This is a genomic window from Parcubacteria group bacterium, assembly GCA_016204045.1.
In the GTDB taxonomy this organism is placed as follows: Bacteria; Patescibacteriota; Minisyncoccia; order Phycocordibacterales; family UBA2135; genus JACQLQ01.
The window spans coordinates 179,029-199,252 of the sequence record JACQLQ010000001.1 but is presented as its reverse complement, the minus strand read 5'-3'; the positions used below and the strand labels follow the sequence as shown (position 1 = coordinate 199,252).

Below are 20,224 nucleotides of genomic sequence, written 5' to 3'. Positions count from 1 at the left end.
ATATCTTGCAACGTTGTATCACGTGGTTTGAGATGAGTCAATGTCGGCGCCGCACATTGCCGTATCGGTGTAATTAAAAAACCGCGGGGTAATAACCCTGCGGTCAACGATTAAAGAACTTACGCCGCTACCCTGAACCCGGGAGGCGGAAGACGCAGTACCGCGTCGTTCGAACCAAAGGAGCTCAAATCTTCGGGCTGCCTAACGCCGAAGTCGCCGTTCCGCCTCGGTCCACGGAAGTACGCGCCGTAGACGCGCTTCGGGAGAAGCTGGTGAACCTCAGGCTTAATCGCCGCCGCCTCACTGTAGGTGACGTGGCTACCGCCGCGCATCCCGTCCGCGGCAAGGAAGAGCCAGTGGTCAACCTCGACATCGGCGGTAAGATCGGGCACTCCACCCGTGTGGCAGTCGATTGCCGGGAATCGGTACATGCCGTCCGTGTTCTTCAGGGGCTTGTACCACACCATGATGGGCTCTGCCTTAACCGACCTTTGATTGTTGAAACAACACAAGGCGACGGCATACCCCGGGAAGGCCTGTTCGTAGAACGCAAAGAGCTCCCTGTTCACTTTCGGGCGCTTCCCTTGCGGCACACGGTTGAGCGCTGCAGGAATGTCGGAGGCCTTTTCAGCAAGGATGATGGTGTAGATACCGACATCAAACACTTGCACACGGCTTCCACCCACCCTCGAAAAGCCCATGCTCTTCGCGCCGCTATCACGAGACCGTGGCGTTACTGCAGTAACCATGTCGTCCATGATGCTGCTGAATTTGCGCGTGTCAATGAAATTCCTCTGGCCGATACCCTCGGCAGGAATGTGAAGCAACATGGCATTGGGTCCGACACCCAAGTTCGCAACTTCGTTCTGGTACATGAGCACGTGCACGATGCCCTCATTGGGCATTCTCGTCGCATTGATGCAAATCTTCGTACCTCTGAAATCTGCCTTAGCCATCGAGATGCACATTGCTGTTGCTCCTCTCTATTAGCTGACGATGTTAATGAGAACAGCGACGATGAAAAGGACAATGCAGAGCGTTCCCGCACCGCCAGCAATGACCATGCCGAAGAGACCTTGCTGGAAACTCCTGACGGCACCACGTGCGTCTGCCCTCCAGATGCCACCAAGCATTCCATTCATGCGCCGAAGTTGATTGAAGACAAGGTACGCGAGACAGAGAGCCCATCCCAAGAGCCAAACCCACCAATACGTCCCGATCGCTTCCACCGTTTTCCTCCGAATCCTTGTTGTGGGGTTTTACTACTCGTACTACCCGATAGCCTGCAAGAGAGTAACACGCATAGTGCGTGTGTGTCAATAATCAACAAAAAGAGTCCGTGCGGTGGGACTCTCGAGGTCGTGCTTATTCATTTATCCTATTCGTCAGAATACATCCGCTCTTTAATCTCACGAAGCAGAGCGATCACCTCTGGATCAGTAATCTTGGTGAAGCGCTCCACTTTTTGCCCATGCCGTTCGGCTAGTTCATAGAACATATGCAGGGGGCGAAGATCAAACATGCGACCATTCTTGTATACATATGCTTCGTAGAGCGGCCTATACACCTGCATGAATGCGTCTTCGGGGCGACAATTATCTTCAGTATGATGACCAACCCCGTAAATATAATATGCGTAATTGTTTACAGGTCCGTTCGGATCGTGTTTGTAATGGTAATAGTATCCTGGTTCAGGACGCTTTTCTGGCGGCGGTATGTCGTGGGGCATACTAGTGTACTCGTCGACTAAGCACAGTATAGCGTATTCGGAGACTTAAAAAACTTCAATATTTTTGGGCTTTAGTAATAATCGATTGTATAAACTTATTTTTGTGGTCAGAGTAGCTCTTTCTATCGTCTGCATATTCTTTGGCAAGACTTTTTTTAAGATCGGCGTATCGTTTAACTTCTGCGGAATGCGTGCGCAAGTAATTACGAAAGAGCTGATCTGTTTTCCATTTAGAACCGTTGTAGCGCATCACATGGAGATAGTGGGTACGTCTCTCATCTGGACCTTTCGCAATAAACAATCTCTGGCGTTGAAACTTTTTATAAAAATTGTAGCCAATCTTTTTAAGTGGTTGTAGTAACTTTTCGGCATCCTTAAGCTTTGCTACCCCGACCGCAATATCAATGATCGGTTTTGCAGCCAATCCTGGCACTGATGTACTTCCTATGTGTTCAATGGCAATGATTTTGTCTCCGCATACCTTCAAAATGCGAGCTTTTTCTTTCTCAAATTCCTTAGCCCATTTCTTCTGATAGGGAATGACTTTGACTGTGCCACGTTTAAGACCAACTGACATGTTACAAGTATATCAAAAAATGTGCTCGTGCTTCGTGTTTTATAAAGAAAAAACTGCACGAATGTGCAGTTGGGTTTGTTGTTTGTTGATTATAATATTGGAATCCAGTCAGTATCGTATCCTAGTTTTTTGATAGCCTCTTCCACTGCCGCATGAATCTCTTTACGCTCGTCTTCTGTCACACCACCACCGATCTTGAGGGCTATTCCGCCTTCACCCATTACCCGAAAACCACCTCTTTCATCACAAAGGTTTATACGCCTGCTTATTTTTTGTGGCATTTTTTCTCTAGAAACCCCATATCAATCTATCGGAAGATTACCAGCTCCTCCAAAAAAATCAATAGCGATCGGCAATTCGCAAACACTTCTGGTGCTTTCTTTATCATCATTTTTCACTCAACAAAAATGGCCCGCTTGTGGCGAGCTCATTTTTGTTGAGTGGAGATTACGGGACGCTTCGCTATCTCACTCTTTGGAAACCTGCGACATTTTTGTCGGCAATCCTTGGCTGTATCGCTCAATCAGATTTTCTTTCTTTTCTCGTCGCCACTTTTTGATTTGTATTTCTCGTTTTCGTGCTTCCGCGAGAGTGGTGTATTTTTCCAGAAAAACTATACCAAAATCAGTTTTGTATTTTGTAAATTTTGCTCCGCGTTGTTCATTATGATGTCTGGCTCTCGCGTCAGGATTTTGAGTGATCCCAACATATAATTTATTTATTGAGTTTTTCATCATATAGACAAAATACATAATTCGATTATACACGAGCCCTTCGACTAACGCTCAGGGCATTCGACTCGCGTCTCGCGTAAATCAAAAAGCCATGCGAATAGCATGACTTCTTGGGTGGCTTGCCATGAGCGAGCCTCAAGAGGCGAGTCGAATGGAGATGGCGGGAATCGAACCCGCGTGCAAAGAGTTGTTTAAAACGGATCTACAGGTTTAGTATTTTTCAGTCCGTCATGTGACGGATTTAAATGCAGATCGTATGAAAGATACAAAATCGAACTGCATCGAGCTCCTTGGTTTCAGCGAAACGATCGGAACGAGTCGTTTGCCTATCCTGGTGGTATAACACTCTCATCCATCTACCAGAAATCAAAAGTGAGAGCGTTCACGTTCGTCGCTTAAGCGTACACGAACGCAAAGTCGTTCGCCTTAAAGTAAGGAGAAACGATTGAGCGCAATTTGTTTGCACTTGTGGTTTGGGGCCTTTTAAAGAGTTACCCCGGCTCTACCTGCGCGTTTCAAAGTACGCCCCTTGTCGAAGCCGATCATCCCCCTAAACAATAGTATACCGTATACCTTGTTTTAGGCGAATGGCCGGCCGTGAGATTAAACACTGAAAAGTGGGGATCAGGCCTGCGCGTTAGTTGTGCGCAGGCCTGACCCGAAGCGGTGCTAGGCCGCTTGCAACGCTACCGACAGAGCCGGCGGCCACTGCCGTTCGACGGGAACCCGAACGATGGCGACCGGGACCAAGCAGCGTTCGAACACCCGCTGTGCTGGATCCGGTGACTCGCCCAAGCGGCGACCATCAGGGGTGCAGCCGTTGGACATGAGGAAACCCGTCGCTTGCGCGTCGAGTTGGGCAGGTGTCGGTTTGTGGCGTCGCGTAACCGTGGCAGTGTGCATGAGAACTCCTTCCGAGTTCGGGGTGGGCCACGTTTCAATGTTCAAAAGTTTTTAACGTGCTAGCTTAAGCGCGACTTCGCTTCCCTTTCCACATCGCGCTCTGCGGTGCGGCGCTTCAGTGTTTCGCGTTTGTCATACTTCTTCTTCCCACGAGCAATACCGATTTCAACCTTTATCTTATTAGACTTATTATACACCGAAAGAGGCATAATTGTCAAGCCTTTTTCTTTTTCCACACCTAGCAGGGTCGCAATTTCACGCTTATTTAACAAGAGCTTTCTAAGCCGATAGGGGTCATACTCCTTATCCACATTTCCCACCTGATACGGAGGAATGTTCATGTTGACCAAAAAGGTCTCCTTTCCGCGCGTGATTACATACGCCCCTTCAAGGGAACCACGACCTCCTTTGAGAGACTTTACTTCGTGACCAAGCAATTCGATACCCGCCTCGAGCTTTTCCTCGATTTCGTAATTATGGTATGCCTTTTTGTTACTCACGAGCGCCATGTCATGACTATAACATAAAACGACCCACAAATTGGGTCGTTCAACTATTACCAAATCTCTACTCGCTCGTTTACTGGACGCCACATCTTGTCGCCAGGCCCACCATCAAATGCAGAGAAAAATTCAGTCATATTGGAAAGCATTCCATTGATACGCCAATACGGAGGCAGATGTGGATCCGTGACCGCACTCTCACGGAGATGCTCGTCGCGCACGATATCGCGCCACGCACGTGCAAGCCCAAAGAAGAAACGCTGTTCTGGAGTCGAGCCGTCCACATTCTCTGGTCTACCATGTTCCTTGAAATATTCTTGCATGGCGTGGTACGCGAGCGTAATCCCACCCAAATCGGCAACCGCCTCTCCGAGGGTAAGCTCTCCGTTTGCGTGAATATCATCGACAATTCGATATGTGCCAATCTGCTTCGTGAATTCGCGCGCGCGCTCTTCGAACGCCGCTCGATCCTCGGGTGTCCACCAGTCCTTGAGATACCCCTTGGCATCGAACTTTGCTCCTTGATCATCGAAACCGTGCGTGAGCTCGTGCCCGATAATCATCCCGATCGCGCCAAAGTTTGTTGCCTCGTCTGCATCTGGATCAAAGAAGGGTGGCTGCAGCACTGCGGCGGGAAAGGTAATCGAAACCAAGAGCCCCTCAAAGAACGCATTGACCGTCTGCGGAGGACAATACCACTCCTCTCGATTCTGCGGCTTCCCAACTTTTGAAAGCATGTAGTCGAAATCAAAACGATTGACTGCGAAACGATTTTCCAAATATGAGCCGCCGGGTAATTCGAGCGAAGTGTAGTCTCTCCATGTGTCTGGATAGCCGATTTTCTCTTCAACGGCGCGGAGCTTCGCTCGGGCGCGCTCCTTCGTCGCCTCCCCCATCCATGGGCGTGATGCGATACGCGCCTCGTACGCTTTTCGCAAATGCTGTACGATGGCGCGAACTCGCATCTTTGATGCCTCGCTGAAATGACGCTTCACATACAGTTTGCCAAGAATCTCTCCCACCGAATTGTTAACGTCGGGTATGACCCGCTCCCAACGCGGCTTCATCTTCTTTACTCCAGAGAGTACGCGGCCGTAAAAGTTGAAGCGTTCCTTCACAAAGTCATCACTTAACGCACCGGCACAAGACAGAAGCGCCATCCAGCGAAGGTACGCTTTCCACTTCGACAGAGGTACTGCTTCGAGCATGTGCGACAATGCGATAACAAACTCCGGCACTTCAACGTTCAGCCGTTCGGGAGGAACTGCTCCGAGTTCCTTGAAATAGCGCTGCCATGGGACCGCCGGGGCATCGCGCTCAAGCTCCTCCAAGGTACGCGGGTTCAATGTCTTCTCAATCTGTCGCAACTCAGTACTTGTCCGTGATGCACTCGCGAACGCAGTTTCGATCTCAAGAACAATGCGCCCGCTATCGTGTGCTTCCTTACGCGAGAGTCCAGAGAGCAAAAACATGGCTTGCACATGTTTCTCGTACGCACGACGCATGTCCTGCATATGCTTGTCGGAAGAAACATAGTATATCTTGTCCGGAAGCCCAAACACTCCTTGTCCTAGGGCAAATTCGACGACATCTGCTTCGACAAGATTCCTGTACGCGTAGAGGGGGAATAGAGCGCTTATGCCGTCTCTATGAAATTGGGCGACAAGAAGAACCATCTCCTCAATCGTTTGGATAGCATCAATTCTTTGAAAGACCGGAAGGAGCGGACCCACACCAAGATCGTTGCACGTTTGCGCATCCATGGCACTCACGTAATAGCCTCGGAGGAGACTAACTTCTCTATCGGACACGTCTGCCACCCCTCTCCGTAATTCCTCGAGAATCACGCGAAGTTCTTGCAGGTTTTTCTTTTGTAGGATGTCAAATGACCCCCAACTCTTTTCAGTGGGTGGTATGGGGTTCTGCGCGCGCCAGGTGCCATTTACGAAATTAAAGAAATCGTCTGTCGGCTTGATACTCATATCAAGCTCGCCACCTTTGGTCGTGACGCTTCCCGCTTTCTTGTTCATTGTAGTTTTCTTGGGCCGTTGCATCTTTGCGTAGAGTATCTCGATTCTACCTCTTTTTCAACGCTTTCAAAAAGGTGGTGGGCGAGTTAGGATACAGGGAGAAAGGAGACGAGGTGATGCCGATGCTTCCTCGCTTCAGGAACGAACGGGAAATCATTGAGTGTTTTTCGGTGGATGATACCGTATTCCTCGTATTCGAGGGCGGACCATGTGCTGGCAAGACGACGGGCTTTTGTTACCTCCAAGAAAAACTCTCTAATTTAGGTTTTACTGTCTTTATTTTTTCCGAGACTCCGACCAACCTCATCAATGCCGGCATTCGTCCAGAAGCGAACGGGTTCGACTTTGACACGTTCGAGCATATTGTATTCGAGGAAACGCTCGCAAAAGAGGTGAACTTCCGTCGTTACGTACGACACTCAAGCGCAAAAAGGAAAGTGGTGCTCTGCGACCGCGGGTTCATGGATATCCTCGCGTACACAAAGCCAGCATTCTTCGAGGCGCTGGTGCGTGAATTCGGACTCTCAATTCCTCATATCCGCGACCTCCCCTATCACGCGGCGTTCCATCTGGTCACTGCCGCACTAGGCGCAGAGGCGTTTTACACGCTTGCTAACAATACCGCTCGTCGCGAGACTCTCGAGGAAGCGCGTACGCAGGACGCAAAGACGCTCGAGGCATGGATTGGACACCCTCATCTCCGTGTTATTGATAACTCAACCGACTTTGAAGGAAAGCTGAAGCGCCTCTTTCAGGAGGTGTGTCGTGTGCTCGGCATTCCAGTACCGCTTGAGATTGAGCGCAAATATCTCATTGACCCATCCTTTGAGCCGGAGCAACTCCCTGTTCCCTTTGTCCGCGTAGACATAGAACAGATGTATCTGAGCGGAGGTGCTACTGGTAACGAAGGACGCATCCGACGCAGGGGCCAAAACGGGGCATCTGTCTACTACCGGACGCACAAGTGGGAACTTCCTGGTACTTTTGCCCGCGCAGAAACAGAAAAGCATATCTCGTCTGAAACGTACGGAGAACTCGCGCAGTTGCGCGACCCTGGGTTTGCCGTTGTGCAGAAAGACCGGTATTGCTTCGTCTGGCAGGGCCAATATTTCGAGCTTGATCGATTCCATGGACCCGCTCCTGGGCTCCTACTCCTCGAGATAGAGCTTACGGAGGAGAACAGCGCCGTCTCTCTCCCTCCATTCTTTGCCGGAGCAAAGGACGTGACTGGGAATAAGATGTACTCCAACTACGAAATCGCGCGTATACGTATATAAGAGACAAGCCCGCGTCCGCTCCGCCATTTGGCGGATGGCGGAGCGGGTTTTTGCTTGCCCAAACACCAATGCACGCATTGGTGTTTGGGCTTGCTCTTTCAGAGGAAATCCCCTATACTAGCGTAATCTGAAAGCAAAGGTGAGGATAAACAACCAAATACGAGCACAGGAACTCCGTGTGGTAACCGACGACGGAGAAAACCTCGGTGTTATCCCCTTTAAGGAAGCTCTTGAGGCGGCACAAGGGCGGAGCCTTGATTTGATTGAGATTTCGCCCAATGCCACCCCGCCGGTTGCCAAAATCATGGATTATGGTAAGTTTCAGTATCTGGAGCAGAAGAAGCAAAAGGGGGTTAAAGTACAAGGAACCGAGACAAAATCCCTCCAGATTAAGATAGGTACCGGGGAGCACGACCTAGAACTCAAGGCAAAGCAGGCGTCTAAGTTTTTGAAGGAGGGATGCCGAGTTAAGATGGACCTCTTTCTAGCGGGTAGAGCAAAATACCTGCCTAAAGAGTTCCTGCAAGAACGACTGGAGCGGGTCTTGCGCCTTATCACTGAAGAATACAAAATCGCTGACGGGCCGAGGAGAAGCCCTAAAGGTCTCGCTGTCATACTCGAACGAGCAAAGAAATAGAGGGTAGTAAGTCCTATATTTCGTCTTCGCTCGAAGAAATAAAAAAAACTGGACGCAATTTTCATGAAAACCAACAAATCCTACACCAAGCGACTGAAGGTCACGAAAAATGGAAAAATGCTTGCGCGCAGAGGCGGGCAGAACCATTTTCGTTCCAGGAAAAAGTCGTCGGACAAGCTCGACCGCAATCGTTTGCGCTCATTTAACATGTCAGCAAAGGCAAAGCAGCGATTCATTATCTAACTACCATGCCACGAGTAAAAAGAGGGACAATGCGAACAAAGAGCCGTCGAAACACCCTTAAGCAAGTAAAGGGCTATCGATTTGGCAGGAGCAAAAAGGTGCGCCAAGCACACGAAGCTATTGCGCACGCCGGAGTACACGCCTTTGCGCATCGTCGCAAGAAAAAGAAGGATTTCCGCCGCCTGTGGCAGGTCAAAATCAATGCCGCAGTCCGCGAATACGGAAATATCCCCTACTCAGAATTCATTTACATGCTGAAACAGAAGGGTATCGGTTTGGACCGCAAGTCCCTCGCCGATCTCGCCGAGAACAATCCCGAAGTATTCAAGAAGGTGTTGGAGAAATCTCGATAAACAAAAACAGGTCCGACCATGGTCGGACCTGTTTTTGTTTCTTCAATGTTACTCAATCGCCTTATTCCGTTCGTAAAGATAGTAATGCTTCTTCTCTTTCTTCACGAGCTCCACAAGCCTTTCAACGAGCGCCTTGGGGTCGGAGTCAAAGACAATCTTACCGTTAGGCCGGTGCGCTTTTTCGATAATGTTTTTAAACACCTCGTCTGTCTCCCATGATCCTTCCAAAACGCCGATTGGTTTCTTGTCTTCAAACGCTATGGTGAATTCGTTTACGGTCCCGATACGCCCGCATCCGACGATAACGGCATCGGATGAGCGGGTCAAGAGCAAATTTCTTCCGGAATACCCGAAGCCTGTGTAAATGATTAGATCAAGATAGTCGACGGGAAGCTTGTAAACCCCGATGTGCTCTTCTTCCGTAGAAGCAGGAGAGAGACCGAGGGAAATGCCGCCTGCTTCCTTGGCACCCATTGCCGACCAGAGAGGAAAACCAGTGGTTGCACCCGTCACCAGAACAGCGCCTTGTCGTGCAATCTGCCGACCCACCTCCTTTGCCGAATCGAGCGCATCGGGACCGCAGTGTCCTGTCTCCGCCGCGCCAGAAACGCAGATCTTTAGTTTCAGATGGACGTGTTTTTTTTCGTCGGGGTGCATGTTGAATGCTACGTTATGACTATAGTATACCATACACAACCTTGTGGCGCGTGTCGCGGACTAGAAGTCGATGGTGAAGGTGTCGCCTTGCTGTGGGGCAACGGCGTCGAGGCCCAAATAGTCGCGGATGCGTTGTGTTAAGAAAAAGGCGGATTTGGGCTCCCCCATTACCACAAATATCCGTTTGGCGGCGTCTGTGTCATTTGCCACAAATTCAAGCAAGCGCTCGGAATCCATGTGCGCCGAATAGCCGCTAATGGAGAGCACGCGCGCTTTCACGGGAACCTTCTCCCCAAAAATCTCTATTATCTTTGCGCCGTCTTCTATCTCGCGCCCACGCGTGCCTGGAGCCTGGTACCCCATAATGAGGAGGGTATTCTTTGCCTCGGGGAGATAGCGCTTCTCATGGAAGACAATGCGCCCCCCTTCTGACATGCCACCTCCCGCGATAATAATTTTTGGTGCGGGCACTTCGACGATGCGTTTTGATTCATCAGATGTCCTCGTAAAGGAGAGTTCGGCAAAACTGAAAATGCCGCTACCATCTTTCGCTTCCATGCCTGCGCTCTTGTTAAAGTAGGAGGTATACTTCTTATAAATGTCGGTAATCTTGATGGCGAGCGGTGAATCAAGGAAGACGGGCATGCGCGGCACACGCCGCTCCTCGACCATGCGTTCGATTTCGTAAAGAATGGCTTGGGTACGCTCGAGAGAAAAGGCTGGGATCATGAGCACTCCTTTGTTTCGAGAGGTTTCCTCTATAATGTCTTCAAGCCTCGAGCGACGTTCGTTGCGCTCCTCGTGATTCCTATCCCCATATACACTCTCCATCACGAGATAGTCGGCATCAGTAACTGAGTCTGGATCCGGCAAGAGGGGCGAAGGAAAGTTGCCAAGGTCGCCGGTAAAGACAACCTTCTTGCCCCCGCGCGCAATCTCTACCATTGCAGAACCCAAGACATGACCGGAATTTTTGAAGGAGATGGTAAGGTCTTTTACCACAAAGGGGGTGTGGTACTCTTTTGTTTCCCACAAAGCAAGTGTTTGTCTAACATCTTCAGGTCCGTACAAAAACGGGGTGCCCGTTCTAGCTGTCTCCTCCCTCATAATCTCCAAGGCATCGGCATACACAATTTCTACAATATCTTTGGTGGGGGGGAGAGAATAAATGACTCCTCGGAAACCTTCTTTTACAAGTTTGGGGATTCTCCCCACATGGTCTACGTGGGGATGGGTCACAAAAAGAGCATCGATCTTCTTCGGGTCATATGGAAATGGGTCTATATTTTTGTCGCCACATGTCGCACATCCCTCGAACAAACCGCAATCGACGAGGATGTTTGCCTCACCGGTCTGGAGCAGGAAATTGGAGCCTGTTACTTCTCCTGCTCCTCCGCAAAATGTCAGCTGTGCTTTGCTCATTGTGTGAACAACTACAAATATTTTTTGACAAAATACCAAGCGACCAAGAGAGCGCCCGTTGTATCAGCAACAAGGTCGGTTAGGGTGTCGAAGACATAGTTGGGGTATCCTCGAAGTGTTGAGTCGTTGATAACTTCAAATATCTCCCACAAGCCGCCTATCATGAGCGCGAAGACAAGAGCACCAAAAACAACGTGGACTTTGGGTATTCTGTCTCGGTACGTGGCTTTGGAGAGGCCCGATAGGAAAAACAGCCACAAACCCATGCCCGCTATCCAGAGACCGCCGACAAAATGTAACACAAGATCGAGGGGTGGATAGGCGGCAAACCAAAAGTGTTTGATGCCGAGGACATGCACTGGTGCAAGTACAAGAAGGATAGAGAAGAGAAAGTAGAAAAATGTATGGCGGAACATAATCGAAGTATATGGTATCTAGTATATCGCATTCGCTCTATATTAAAAATAGATCACTGTAAGCGATCTATTTTTAAATAGTTATTGGAGTAGAAAAACCCAAGCGTAAGTTACGTGGGTGCCCGCAGAACGCATCCCCTGAACGAATCAGCAAGACACGCCAATTAGAGCTCCCGAGGGTTTCACAATATGGATTTTTACTCCAATAACTACTTCTAGTTTAACACGTTGGGGAGATGTCTACCACACGTCGAGAAAACGTTTGTAGGAAAAGATGGCCGGTTTTTTGCCGAACCAGTGCTCAATCTCGTGTTCCGCCTCTTCGGGAGTCTCTGAAGCGTGAATGAGGTTCATAACTGCTCGTCTTTCTGTGTTTGCGATAGCTGGCGAGTCCGCAGAATAGTCTCCGCGAATGGTGCCCATGTCTGCCATAGAGGGAATAGTGGGGCCTGCGATCTTACGCACCATGTCGACAGCATGCACCCCTTGGACGACCATCCGCACGAGCGGGGCAGAGGTCATATAGTCGACGAGCCACTCGCGGACCATCGCGCCAATTTTTGCGGCGTCATCTGTGCCAAGCTCCTTTACCGGGTCAACGCCGTATTTGCCATACGTACCGAGCGACTTTTCGCCCAACCGCGTGATCCATTTCTGGTCTTTGGGATAGTGATCACTAATCTGCTGTCTTGTGGGCAAAAACATCTCTAAGGCAACCACTTTTAAATCACGCTGTTCGAAGCGTCCTATAATCTCGCCAATGAGTCCCTTGCGAACTCCGTCTGGCTTGACCAAAACGAACGTCCTTTCTTCTTTGAATTTTTTGTAATCTGACATGTGGGTATTGTAATGGAAAGAAATTATTTCGGCAATCGCCCTTACTTCGCACCCTTAAGTGTCTCGAGTTCGCGTTGGATTGCTGCAAAGACGCGGTCATTTTCCCAGTCCCCCAGACGGATACCCCCGGCCACACTTTTTTGCTGAAGAATCTTTCGTACTATCTCTGCGTCACGGCGATACACTTGCTCAATGGGGCCACGTTTCAGTTTCGCCGCATAATCGGCAAACGCTTCCAACTGAAGACGCATCTGCCTCAGTTGCAGCATTTGGAATGGGTGCCGCGACAATTGCTCTGGTTTAGGGTCGAGAAAAATATCTTTGCACAACTGTATGATGTGCGGCTGTTCGGCACCAACTACCACTCGGGGTACATTCTCTAATTCTCCTCTGTAGTTACCGGACCTAAAATATTCTATGGTCGGGAGTGTGCCATTTTCAATGTCTGCACGAATTTTCCTAAATTTGTCTGCGAGTTGGCCGCTATACGTCACATCAACCCCTATCGCCAGGTGGTCCATACCTGTGTCCTCCCGATCAAACTCAATGATACCGTCGACACCATGGCGAATGTCATCAACATCCGAGGTTTTAATAACACGCGCTCCTTCCCCAAGCCACCCAAATTCAGATGCTCCTTTGTGAAAAATGCCTTCGAAAATAACCGCAAGGCGCTTTGCCTCCCGTCTCCCCTCGTCAGTGTCCGCCTCAAATTGAAGCTGTTTTTCCTTCACGTACGCTACGTCTCTGGCTATTCGATCTGCATCGTATAAACCCTTAAAATCCTCGGGCTTAATTTTTGTACTATTCAAGATCAGAGCAGCCTCTTTGTGTGCCCGTTCCAAGAGAGCACGCTCAACAGCGTTCATTTGCTCCCTACCCCGTGTGCCACGCTCTTCAAAAGGATTGAATGTCATATAGTTAAGCCATTGTATCATGCCGCTCTCTTTCTCTCCTCCTTTTGAGGGTGTTTTGCTAAGTACGCTTCCGCGATCTCGTGGGCGATTGATTTGGCGTCGGCGCGGGCTTGGTTGATGACCTTCTGAATCACCTCTGGCGAGCGACTCTCAAAAGAGGGATCCGCCCTGACTGGGTTGGCATGAATCGAAAAAACATTGCTTCCTTTTATGACCCCGCCGATGCCACTCTTTTTATAAATTTCTGTTGTTCCATCTCCTGAGATGACCGACCTTGCGCCAAGTTGAGATGCCAATATTGTAGCGCCTCTGCTTTCGCTAAGAAATATTGTTGCGAGATCAAAGAAAGTATTTTGCATTGTGAGACCTCGTGCAATATCTTCAATTGTTTCTCCGCTAATTAGAGTGTCAGTGACCAAGAGTGCACTGCTCGATGTGCCCACTTTCTGCTTTTCAACTTTTTGAAGTGCTTCTGCAATTTTCTGCTGTCGCTCCTTTTTCGCCCCAGGCGTATGCTGTGAACGTTCACCGGCAAAAAACAATACTTTGGGGTGCTCGAATCCCCTTGCGTCTGCGATTTTCTTCAATACTTCTGCAATAATGAGTGCGGGGATGCGCCCCGAAGCGTCATCTCCGACGATGAGGTCGTACCACTCGCCGCGTTCAATACGCTCGGAGAGTTGGTCGAGGATTCTTTGGATCGGTTCCTTTAAATCCACGATGACTTCAAACTTCTGTGGTTTGGTGTCCATCTTTTCCTGTGGTTTTGACTCAATTTTTTTAAATGGATTTTCCATAAAATACTACGCCGCCCTCTTTCTCTCCTCCTTTTGAGGGTGTTTTGCTAAGTACGCTTCCGCGATCTCGTGGGCGATTGATTTGGCGTCGGCGCGGGCTTGGTTGATTGAGTCCTGAAGAACATCTAGTAACATATCGGGGTCCTTTCTCATCGCTTGCGCGTGAATAGACACTCTATCTGCCTTCTCCACCCCACCAAACGTGTGGGCGCCGTATATACCGGGAGTCTTATCAAATCTGCCAAAAATTATTGAGCGAGCACCTAGTTTATTCTTTAGAAGCTGCCGTAAATCAGCGGAGGATTTTGCTGCTATAGTGACAATATCCATCGGTATACGTGCTTCTTGTACTATTGCATCCGCAATATCTTGTATTGTACCCCCCGTTACAAGAGTGTCGGTGATCAAAAGAGCCCGTCTAGTTTTTCGATCCTTGCGCTTCTCGAGCTGCTTAAGGCTTTCGAGGATTTTATTTCTTCGTCCTTTTGCTATCTCCTCATCAATGCTCTTAACCCCTGCAAAAAACAGCGTGTCCGGCTTCTCGAGTCCGCGTGCTTCGGCAATTTCTTTTAGCACTCCTGCAACAATTAACGTGGGGATTCTTCCTGATGCGTCATCGCCGACGATGAGGTCGGGCCATTCACCCCGTTCGATACTTTCAGCGAGTTGGCCAAAGATTACCTCAATGGGACCTTTGAGTTCTTCAATATCCTCAAGACGTTTTTTCCCTTCTTCTGGCTTTGACGCCCCTTCAAATGTGTTCTTCATAAACAATGCTAAAGCGGATGTCTCCACTCTAGCATTGTTCGCTTCGTATGAAAACACTATCTAGTTTGCTGCTAGTTGCGCCTTGAATCCTTTGAATGCCTCGACTTCTTGCCTGATAGCTGCGTTCACAAGCTCCTCGGCATTTGGTACATGTGCTTTCAAAAACATCTCTACAGCTCCTTGGTCCTCGCCTGCTGCAAGCTTCCCAAATTCGCCCCGTTTTTCTTGAGGAAGCACATCAAGGATGTTCATCGTTGCGCGCTGGAGGATGATCTCTCCGAGCCGTGCAATGATGCGCCGCTGGCTTTCAGGGGGGAGACTACCTACACCAAGTTCGGTCGCTATTTTCTGCTGGAGATTGCTTTGGAGCATGGGCATAATGAATATTAAATGATTACTAAGTTAATGAATAAACATTATTTATTACGTGTAAGCATGGTGGTTACTCCTTCAGGCTCTGGCATATTCCCCCAAAGGCGACCCCACCAGTCACCAAAACTTTTAAAGGTTTCTTCAATCGAAACACGCGAGCCTTCTGGGGTGACATAATACGAGCCCATAGACGCATCTACCCTGACTTGCTTACCTGTCTCGCTTGCGAGACGCTCCGCCAGTGCCGCCTTTGCATCATCCGTACCACCCCACGCAACGAGCTCTCCATTCGCTTGTTCATAGATATTTGCCGCCGATTTGTCAAAGAAAATCTCTGCGCCCATACGCTCCACACCTTCCGTTTCCTGATTAAGGTTGGTCTCGGGAGCCCCCTCCGCAGTTTTGGGCACTTCGCCCACCGTAGGTGCTTCTACTACTTCGGGGGCGGGTGCAGCACCCACGGCTCCCCCCTCGCGGATATTCTGGAGTTGTTCTGCTGTGAGATTCTCTGCTCCCGTCTTTAGTTTCTCAACCAAAGAAGAATCCCCCAAGAGAGTAGTGAAATCAATCTTTTGCCCTGGAAAAATACGGTCAATGTTGCCGCTCTTAATGCCTATATCTTTTAATTCCTGTGGGCTCATGGCCGCAAGTTTGTCTTTGATTCCATCGATGACATAGGTCTGTTGCTCAGGAGAAAGCCCTTGGAGATCGGTGCTGATCGCCCCCTTAAGAAGCCCCCAGACCGTGTCGCCTTTTGCAACTTCTGCTGTAATAGTGCGAACAGCTTCTGCGGTAATTTCAGGAGCAGTACGTGCGGCCTCCTGCGCCACACCCTCCACAACACCATCTTGAGAAGCTGCTACTTCAGTACCGTAGACGCCTGATCCAGGTGCGTAGTCTGACGCCGAAGATGTCTCAACCCCTAATGCGCCGAGTTCTGCCTTGAGATCCGCCCCAGACCCTACGGCAACCTCTGTAGCGACACGAGCTGCCCCTTCGGTAGCGTTTACTGCAAAGGTGTCCGCAACCCATTCGAGTGCGTGCCCAATACTATACGCAGAGATTCCACCGGATATTGCTCCAGCAACAGCCCCCAACACCTTCGGATATTTGTTCCAAAATTTTATTTGCCTCTCCCTTGACCTCTCTGCTAGCGACTCAACCGCTTCGTACGTGCCGAGGAATGTGAGAAACCCAACTCCTAGTTTTGCTGCCATGGCCCCAGCGGTAACAGCAAGTCCAGCAGGTCCACCAAGAAGGGCCCCGCTTCCGACACCCGCTGTGAGGGCAAGTCCAACGGCAATTTTCTGATAAAAAGGAAGCTTGCTATAGCGCTCACTCGCTCCCTTCATATACTGCCAGAGGCTTTTTCTTTCTGCTTCAGCTTGAAGAGACGCTTGCATTGCGCCCAACCACGCTTCCATACGCTCTGCTTGTTCCTCAGGAGTCATCGCTCTTTCAGCCTGGGGGAATTCGCTGTCCGCTTTTGGTGTTACGAGTGCTTGCCTACGCCCACGCGGCCTTCGTGGTTCTTGTTCTTGCTCGAGAATCCCCGCATCTACAGCATCTTGCACAGTGGGTACGCCACCACGGTCAGAAGACATACGCGGCGAAACTTCCGCGTCAGCACGCTTTTTGTGAATCCACCCACCCTCTACAGCGTCCTCTTCGGTAGGATCCACAGTGGGAACCATTTTACCTAACTCTTCTAAAAACTGACGCTCGTCTTCAGCTGAAGACGCGGGGACTTTTCCCTCCTTAATTGCTTGGATGCGCCTTTTGAAAGCCGTTATCTTTTTGTTTGCAGCCTCTTCTTCTGGCGTAAACCTTCCCGTCCACGCAGAAGAGGCGTATGGAGGAGCTGGCGGCGCCTTGGGGAGTTCCGGGTCAAGAGGTACTTCCGTGTCTTTCACAGGCGCACTCCCGTACGTTTCCCCCGCAACACGCATTGCCTCTGGAGAGACATCATCGGTCTCGTCAAAAGACCCTTCGCCCAAAGGCACTTCAGAAAACACATCTTTAGGGGCAACAGCGGGAGCTTCATCCATTTGATTCCGCAAATCCCAAAGTCTGTTGCGTTCTGCTCCAACCCGCTCTCTTTCTGCTTTTGTGCCAGGCTTTCCATTGTCTTCATGAGCAAGTCGCTCTAGCTGCCGCTCGAGCGCATTAATCTCCCGGGTGAGCTTCGCTTTTTCCTGTCGAGAAAAGCTACGTGGCGCTTCAGGAGCCCCTTCATTTCCTCCAATGCCCATGGGTTTTTCGAACTTTGCCATAAGAGATTAGGCGACTAGTAGTATAACTATACCACAGATTAGAGATTGTAGCGTGCAGCAACCTCGGCCTCGACTTCCTCGCGTGGCCGCCCATATTTGAGTGCCGAAAGCTCTTTTAGCGCCTCGGCTTGTGCTGGATTCCCCTCTGGTTTCGCAGGAATACGAATATTAAACGGCTTCGCGGGGCGACCATTGGCCAACAAACGCACATATGCATTGAAGTTGTCGATGTTCATGAGGTCGTTCGCGGTAAAGATGGGAGCGAATTGTTGTTGGAGGAACTCCGTATCCTCTGGTCCAACACGGAAGGCGGCCATGGAGCCAACGTTGCCAAAGACGGCATTACGAATCCCTTCTTCGAGTTGGGCAATAAACTGGTGTGCAACCGTAAGCGAGAGTTTGTATTTGCGAGCCTCCGAAAGAATCGTCGATATCGAGTCCGTCGTCACGTTTTGGAACTCATCAATATAGAGATAAAAAGGCGCCACCTCCCCTTTCCCCACAATATCAACGCGAGAGAGTGCTGACATGAGGATTTTACCAACAATAATGAGTCCGAGGAGATTTGAGTTAATGGCACCAAGCCTACCCTTCGCGAGATTGACGAGAAGAATCTTCCTTGTGTCCATAATCTCCCGGAAGTTGAAAGATGACTTTGTCTGCGCAATGATGGGTCGCATGAAGTCGTTCGCGGTAAAGATGTCGAACTTGCTCGTGATGTAGGGAACGATGTTCGAGAGTGCTACCTCTCCCCCCGTCTTCTCTGCGATTTCTTCCCAAAATTGATTGATGACTGGATTCTTGGACTTCGAAAGTTTGATCTTGCGAAAATCGGCGTCGGCAAGTACCCGCGAGACATCGAGAAGCGTGTTACCTGATGCGGGGTCTTCGAGCACGAGTAGGGTGGCGTTTCTGAAGTATTGCTCAAACATGGGGCCCATAGATTCGGGCACAGCACCATAGAGCTTCTGAAAAATGCTGAAAAGCTCGTTCACGACAAAGGTCTTCTGCTCCGGATATCGCGGGTCGTACTCGAGCATGTTGAGACCCATGACGCGGTTCATATTGCTCGGGTCGAAATAGATGACATCCTCCTTACGGCTGTCAGGAATGAGACCGAGGACGTCTTGAATGTCAGTGCCGTGGGGGTCGATCATGCAAACACCTTCGCCATCCCGGATATCCTGCGCAATCATGTTTTTCAAGAGTGTTGTCTTACCGGTTCCAGTTTGTCCAATGACATAGAAGTGCCGCAATCGATCTTCTTTGGTCAAATATACCTTTGTTTCAGTATTCCTGTGGTGGTTTATTCCCAAGAGTGTGCCCGCCGTCGGCAACCCAACCGGGGCAGGAGCGGAGCCGCTCTTTGCTTGCTTCAGGTGCGGAGAAGATTCCATCCCCGTCGATGGCAAGTGCATAAGCGTCGTTGCTTCACGAAGACTCAAGGGGAATGATTCGTTTTCATTAAACAAACGATAGGAGAAGGATTTCAAGAGTACGTCCTTCCTTCCTCCCTTTTTTTCATCGAAAACAAGTGCGTTCCCGGTAGTGTTTTCAAATTGCCGAAACGCTGCAACCATGTCGTTCAAAATGTTCCCCGCACGCGCTTCATCCGCAGCAGAGGCCACCAGGCGAATATTTGCTTTTATAATAGGTGAGGCAATTTTTGCCCGAATTGCTTCGACGAGCGACGAGTCAACGTGCTTTTCTTTCTCTTCGCCTGATTTTCCGCTCATAAACTCACCGAATACCTTTGTAAACTCTCTTCCAAACGACGCACTGAAGGCATCTTTCAAAGACTTACCCTTTTCTACTTCTTCAAGCGTCTTCCTATAACTCGTCACGAGCGAGTTGGGCGAGGCGTCAAATACGAATTGTATCGCCGCGCCTTCTCCCTCTTTTGCTAGTTTGGCAAATGTGTTGAGGATAATATTCAAAGGATCGTAGTCAAAGGCGTCATACGTTTTAAGTGGGAGGATCGCCTCACGCTTGAGCGCCCCGACGGCACCCACCGCAAAACCACTCTCGCTAAAGACATTGTGGTCGTCTTTTTGCTCATAGAGCTCCGCCTTAGGAAAGACGGAGAGAAGTTGCTTCTCAAACAAATCCTTCTTAATGTCAGGAACGGCAACGTAAAAGACGACTTCGGAACCAGAATCAGCAAGGGCAAGCTCGGCGCTCCAGTGCCGAGGGGCGTCAGGAGAAATATCAGAGATAGAGGCCATCCCAGCGAAAAACTGCTCCATTGATGAAAGAAGTTCTTTGAGCGTCTTTCCCTTAAGCTCTTCTTTTACTGCCTCGGGCAAAAATACCTCGTAGAGTGTCATGTGTAGGGATTTCCACAACTCTCCACGTTCCTTCAGCCCATAAACAGAATGTCCGCCCTTCACATAGGCAATTAAAAAACGATGAAAATCATCCGCGAGGTGGGGGTTCTTTAGTTGTTCGATAACTGCAAGGGCGTTTTTGATCCCCTTTTCCTGGAGGAGGCCCAGGAATTCGCCCATGCGATCATCATGCTTTTCTGGGGACAAGTTGAGCGCGATCGCTTCAGCTTCTGCGGCGGGGAGAATCCGCTCTTGGGGGAGGACCTCTTCTGGGGCGCGAACAGTATGCTCTCGCACGACCTCTTCGGCGGCTTTTCCTGAAGCGTTCTTCTCTCCACGAGACCCGAGCTCGTGTTCTGTAGCACGCAAGCGTTCACGCAGATACGCAAGCTCTGCTTCTGGTGTAGCAAACTGCTGTGGGATGGGGGCTCTTTCGACTGCCATTCCTTATA

At 49.8% G+C, this 20,224-nt stretch carries 21 protein-coding genes and 1 other RNA gene; 4 read left to right on the top strand and 18 right to left on the bottom strand.

The features are described from left to right. Window positions 1-119: 119 nt before the first annotated feature. From HY455_01175 to HY455_01140, 8 genes are all read right to left on the bottom strand, one after another. Window positions 120-968, bottom strand: a complete 849-nt coding sequence (locus HY455_01175; protein ID MBI4118138.1) for a hypothetical protein — start codon at window positions 966-968, stop codon at window positions 120-122. A gap of 18 nt (window positions 969-986) precedes the next feature. Further along, a complete protein-coding gene (locus HY455_01170) occupies window positions 987-1,229 on the bottom strand; it encodes a hypothetical protein (protein MBI4118137.1) in 243 nt (80 codons plus the stop codon). Window positions 1,230-1,378: 149 nt separating this feature from the next. After that, on the bottom strand, window positions 1,379-1,729 hold the full coding sequence (locus HY455_01165; protein MBI4118136.1) for a DUF1653 domain-containing protein: 351 nt from the start codon (window positions 1,727-1,729) through the stop codon (window positions 1,379-1,381). 55 nt (window positions 1,730-1,784) lie between these two features. Then, complete coding sequence (locus HY455_01160; GenBank protein MBI4118135.1) at window positions 1,785-2,306, bottom strand: GrpB family protein; 522 nt, start codon at window positions 2,304-2,306, stop codon at window positions 1,785-1,787. A gap of 467 nt (window positions 2,307-2,773) precedes the next feature. Next, on the bottom strand, window positions 2,774-3,058 hold the full coding sequence (locus tag HY455_01155; protein MBI4118134.1) for a GIY-YIG nuclease family protein: 285 nt from the start codon (window positions 3,056-3,058) through the stop codon (window positions 2,774-2,776). A gap of 131 nt (window positions 3,059-3,189) precedes the next feature. Next, window positions 3,190-3,590, bottom strand: a transfer-messenger RNA (tmRNA) gene (gene ssrA / locus HY455_01150). Between the two features lie 412 nt (window positions 3,591-4,002). Then, window positions 4,003-4,452, bottom strand: a complete 450-nt coding sequence (smpB, locus tag HY455_01145) for an SsrA-binding protein SmpB (protein ID MBI4118133.1) — start codon at window positions 4,450-4,452, stop codon at window positions 4,003-4,005. Between the two features lie 47 nt (window positions 4,453-4,499). Further along, window positions 4,500-6,476: a M13 family metallopeptidase gene (locus HY455_01140; protein ID MBI4118132.1), complete on the bottom strand. Its 1,977-nt coding sequence runs from the start codon at window positions 6,474-6,476 to the stop codon at window positions 4,500-4,502. A 116-nt stretch (window positions 6,477-6,592) separates the two neighbouring features. On the opposite strand from HY455_01140, the gene HY455_01135 reads away from it, so the two are divergent. The 4 genes from HY455_01135 (at window position 6,593) to rplT (ending at window position 8,986) form a co-directional block, all read left to right on the top strand. After that, complete coding sequence (locus tag HY455_01135; GenBank protein ID MBI4118131.1) at window positions 6,593-7,753, top strand: AAA family ATPase; 1,161 nt, start codon at window positions 6,593-6,595, stop codon at window positions 7,751-7,753. Between the two features lie 127 nt (window positions 7,754-7,880). Beyond that, the gene (infC, locus tag HY455_01130) at window positions 7,881-8,390 is read left to right on the top strand and encodes a translation initiation factor IF-3 (protein ID MBI4118130.1); all 510 of its coding nucleotides are present in this window, start codon (window positions 7,881-7,883) and stop codon (window positions 8,388-8,390) included. Window positions 8,391-8,453: 63 nt separating this feature from the next. Then, a complete protein-coding gene (locus HY455_01125; protein ID MBI4118129.1) occupies window positions 8,454-8,633 on the top strand; it encodes a 50S ribosomal protein L35 in 180 nt (59 codons plus the stop codon). Between the two features lie 5 nt (window positions 8,634-8,638). Further along, window positions 8,639-8,986: a 50S ribosomal protein L20 gene (gene rplT, locus HY455_01120; GenBank protein MBI4118128.1), complete on the top strand. Its 348-nt coding sequence runs from the start codon at window positions 8,639-8,641 to the stop codon at window positions 8,984-8,986. Between the two features lie 48 nt (window positions 8,987-9,034). Here rplT and HY455_01115 read toward each other — a convergent pair whose 3' ends face one another. The 10 genes from HY455_01115 to HY455_01070 all read right to left on the bottom strand — a co-directional run bounded on the left by HY455_01115 (window position 9,035) and on the right by HY455_01070 (window position 20,216). Then, window positions 9,035-9,676 carry an LOG family protein gene (locus HY455_01115; GenBank protein ID MBI4118127.1) on the bottom strand — a complete coding sequence of 214 codons (642 nt, stop codon included), beginning with the start codon at window positions 9,674-9,676 and terminating at the stop codon, window positions 9,035-9,037. A 27-nt stretch (window positions 9,677-9,703) separates the two neighbouring features. Then, a complete protein-coding gene (locus HY455_01110; protein ID MBI4118126.1) occupies window positions 9,704-11,065 on the bottom strand; it encodes an MBL fold metallo-hydrolase in 1,362 nt (453 codons plus the stop codon). Between the two features lie 11 nt (window positions 11,066-11,076). Then, the gene (locus tag HY455_01105; protein MBI4118125.1) at window positions 11,077-11,481 is read right to left on the bottom strand and encodes a hypothetical protein; all 405 of its coding nucleotides are present in this window, start codon (window positions 11,479-11,481) and stop codon (window positions 11,077-11,079) included. A gap of 240 nt (window positions 11,482-11,721) precedes the next feature. After that, window positions 11,722-12,318 carry a nucleoside-diphosphate kinase gene (locus HY455_01100; protein ID MBI4118124.1) on the bottom strand — a complete coding sequence of 199 codons (597 nt, stop codon included), beginning with the start codon at window positions 12,316-12,318 and terminating at the stop codon, window positions 11,722-11,724. Between the two features lie 41 nt (window positions 12,319-12,359). Beyond that, window positions 12,360-13,256 (bottom strand): hypothetical protein, encoded by an 897-nt coding sequence (locus tag HY455_01095; protein ID MBI4118123.1) that lies wholly within the window; start codon window positions 13,254-13,256, stop codon window positions 12,360-12,362. Then, complete coding sequence (locus tag HY455_01090) at window positions 13,253-14,032, bottom strand: hypothetical protein (GenBank protein ID MBI4118122.1); 780 nt, start codon at window positions 14,030-14,032, stop codon at window positions 13,253-13,255. Before HY455_01090 ends, HY455_01095 begins: the two co-directional genes overlap by 4 nt. 6 nt (window positions 14,033-14,038) lie before the next feature. Next, on the bottom strand, window positions 14,039-14,800 hold the full coding sequence (locus HY455_01085; protein ID MBI4118121.1) for a hypothetical protein: 762 nt from the start codon (window positions 14,798-14,800) through the stop codon (window positions 14,039-14,041). A gap of 60 nt (window positions 14,801-14,860) precedes the next feature. Beyond that, window positions 14,861-15,178, bottom strand: a complete 318-nt coding sequence (locus tag HY455_01080; protein ID MBI4118120.1) for a hypothetical protein — start codon at window positions 15,176-15,178, stop codon at window positions 14,861-14,863. A 38-nt stretch (window positions 15,179-15,216) separates the two neighbouring features. Further along, window positions 15,217-17,445 (bottom strand): hypothetical protein, encoded by a 2,229-nt coding sequence (locus HY455_01075; GenBank protein MBI4118119.1) that lies wholly within the window; start codon window positions 17,443-17,445, stop codon window positions 15,217-15,219. A 38-nt stretch (window positions 17,446-17,483) separates the two neighbouring features. Then, a complete protein-coding gene (locus tag HY455_01070) occupies window positions 17,484-20,216 on the bottom strand; it encodes an ATP-binding protein (protein MBI4118118.1) in 2,733 nt (910 codons plus the stop codon). Window positions 20,217-20,224 lie beyond the last annotated feature (8 nt).

Coding starts and splice junctions, on each gene's coding strand:
- HY455_01155 (MBI4118134.1), bottom strand. CDS start 3,058: ATGTATTTTGTCTATATGATGAAAAACTCAATAAATAAATTATATGTT.
- rplT (MBI4118128.1), top strand. CDS start 8,639: ATGCCACGAGTAAAAAGAGGGACAATGCGAACAAAGAGCCGTCGAAAC.
- HY455_01075 (MBI4118119.1), bottom strand. CDS start 17,445: ATGGCAAAGTTCGAAAAACCCATGGGCATTGGAGGAAATGAAGGGGCT.
- HY455_01080 (MBI4118120.1), bottom strand. CDS start 15,178: ATGCCCATGCTCCAAAGCAATCTCCAGCAGAAAATAGCGACCGAACTT.
- HY455_01135 (MBI4118131.1), top strand. CDS start 6,593: ATGCCGATGCTTCCTCGCTTCAGGAACGAACGGGAAATCATTGAGTGT.
- HY455_01160 (MBI4118135.1), bottom strand. CDS start 2,306: ATGTCAGTTGGTCTTAAACGTGGCACAGTCAAAGTCATTCCCTATCAG.
- HY455_01165 (MBI4118136.1), bottom strand. CDS start 1,729: ATGCCCCACGACATACCGCCGCCAGAAAAGCGTCCTGAACCAGGATAC.
- HY455_01140 (MBI4118132.1), bottom strand. CDS start 6,476: ATGAACAAGAAAGCGGGAAGCGTCACGACCAAAGGTGGCGAGCTTGAT.
- HY455_01070 (MBI4118118.1), bottom strand. CDS start 20,216: ATGGCAGTCGAAAGAGCCCCCATCCCACAGCAGTTTGCTACACCAGAA.
- HY455_01125 (MBI4118129.1), top strand. CDS start 8,454: ATGAAAACCAACAAATCCTACACCAAGCGACTGAAGGTCACGAAAAAT.
- HY455_01105 (MBI4118125.1), bottom strand. CDS start 11,481: ATGTTCCGCCATACATTTTTCTACTTTCTCTTCTCTATCCTTCTTGTA.
- HY455_01090 (MBI4118122.1), bottom strand. CDS start 14,032: ATGGAAAATCCATTTAAAAAAATTGAGTCAAAACCACAGGAAAAGATG.
- HY455_01085 (MBI4118121.1), bottom strand. CDS start 14,800: ATGAAGAACACATTTGAAGGGGCGTCAAAGCCAGAAGAAGGGAAAAAA.
- smpB (MBI4118133.1), bottom strand. CDS start 4,452: ATGGCGCTCGTGAGTAACAAAAAGGCATACCATAATTACGAAATCGAG.
- HY455_01100 (MBI4118124.1), bottom strand. CDS start 12,318: ATGTCAGATTACAAAAAATTCAAAGAAGAAAGGACGTTCGTTTTGGTC.
- HY455_01095 (MBI4118123.1), bottom strand. CDS start 13,256: ATGATACAATGGCTTAACTATATGACATTCAATCCTTTTGAAGAGCGT.
- HY455_01110 (MBI4118126.1), bottom strand. CDS start 11,065: ATGAGCAAAGCACAGCTGACATTTTGCGGAGGAGCAGGAGAAGTAACA.
- HY455_01115 (MBI4118127.1), bottom strand. CDS start 9,676: ATGGTATACTATAGTCATAACGTAGCATTCAACATGCACCCCGACGAA.
- HY455_01175 (MBI4118138.1), bottom strand. CDS start 968: ATGTGCATCTCGATGGCTAAGGCAGATTTCAGAGGTACGAAGATTTGC.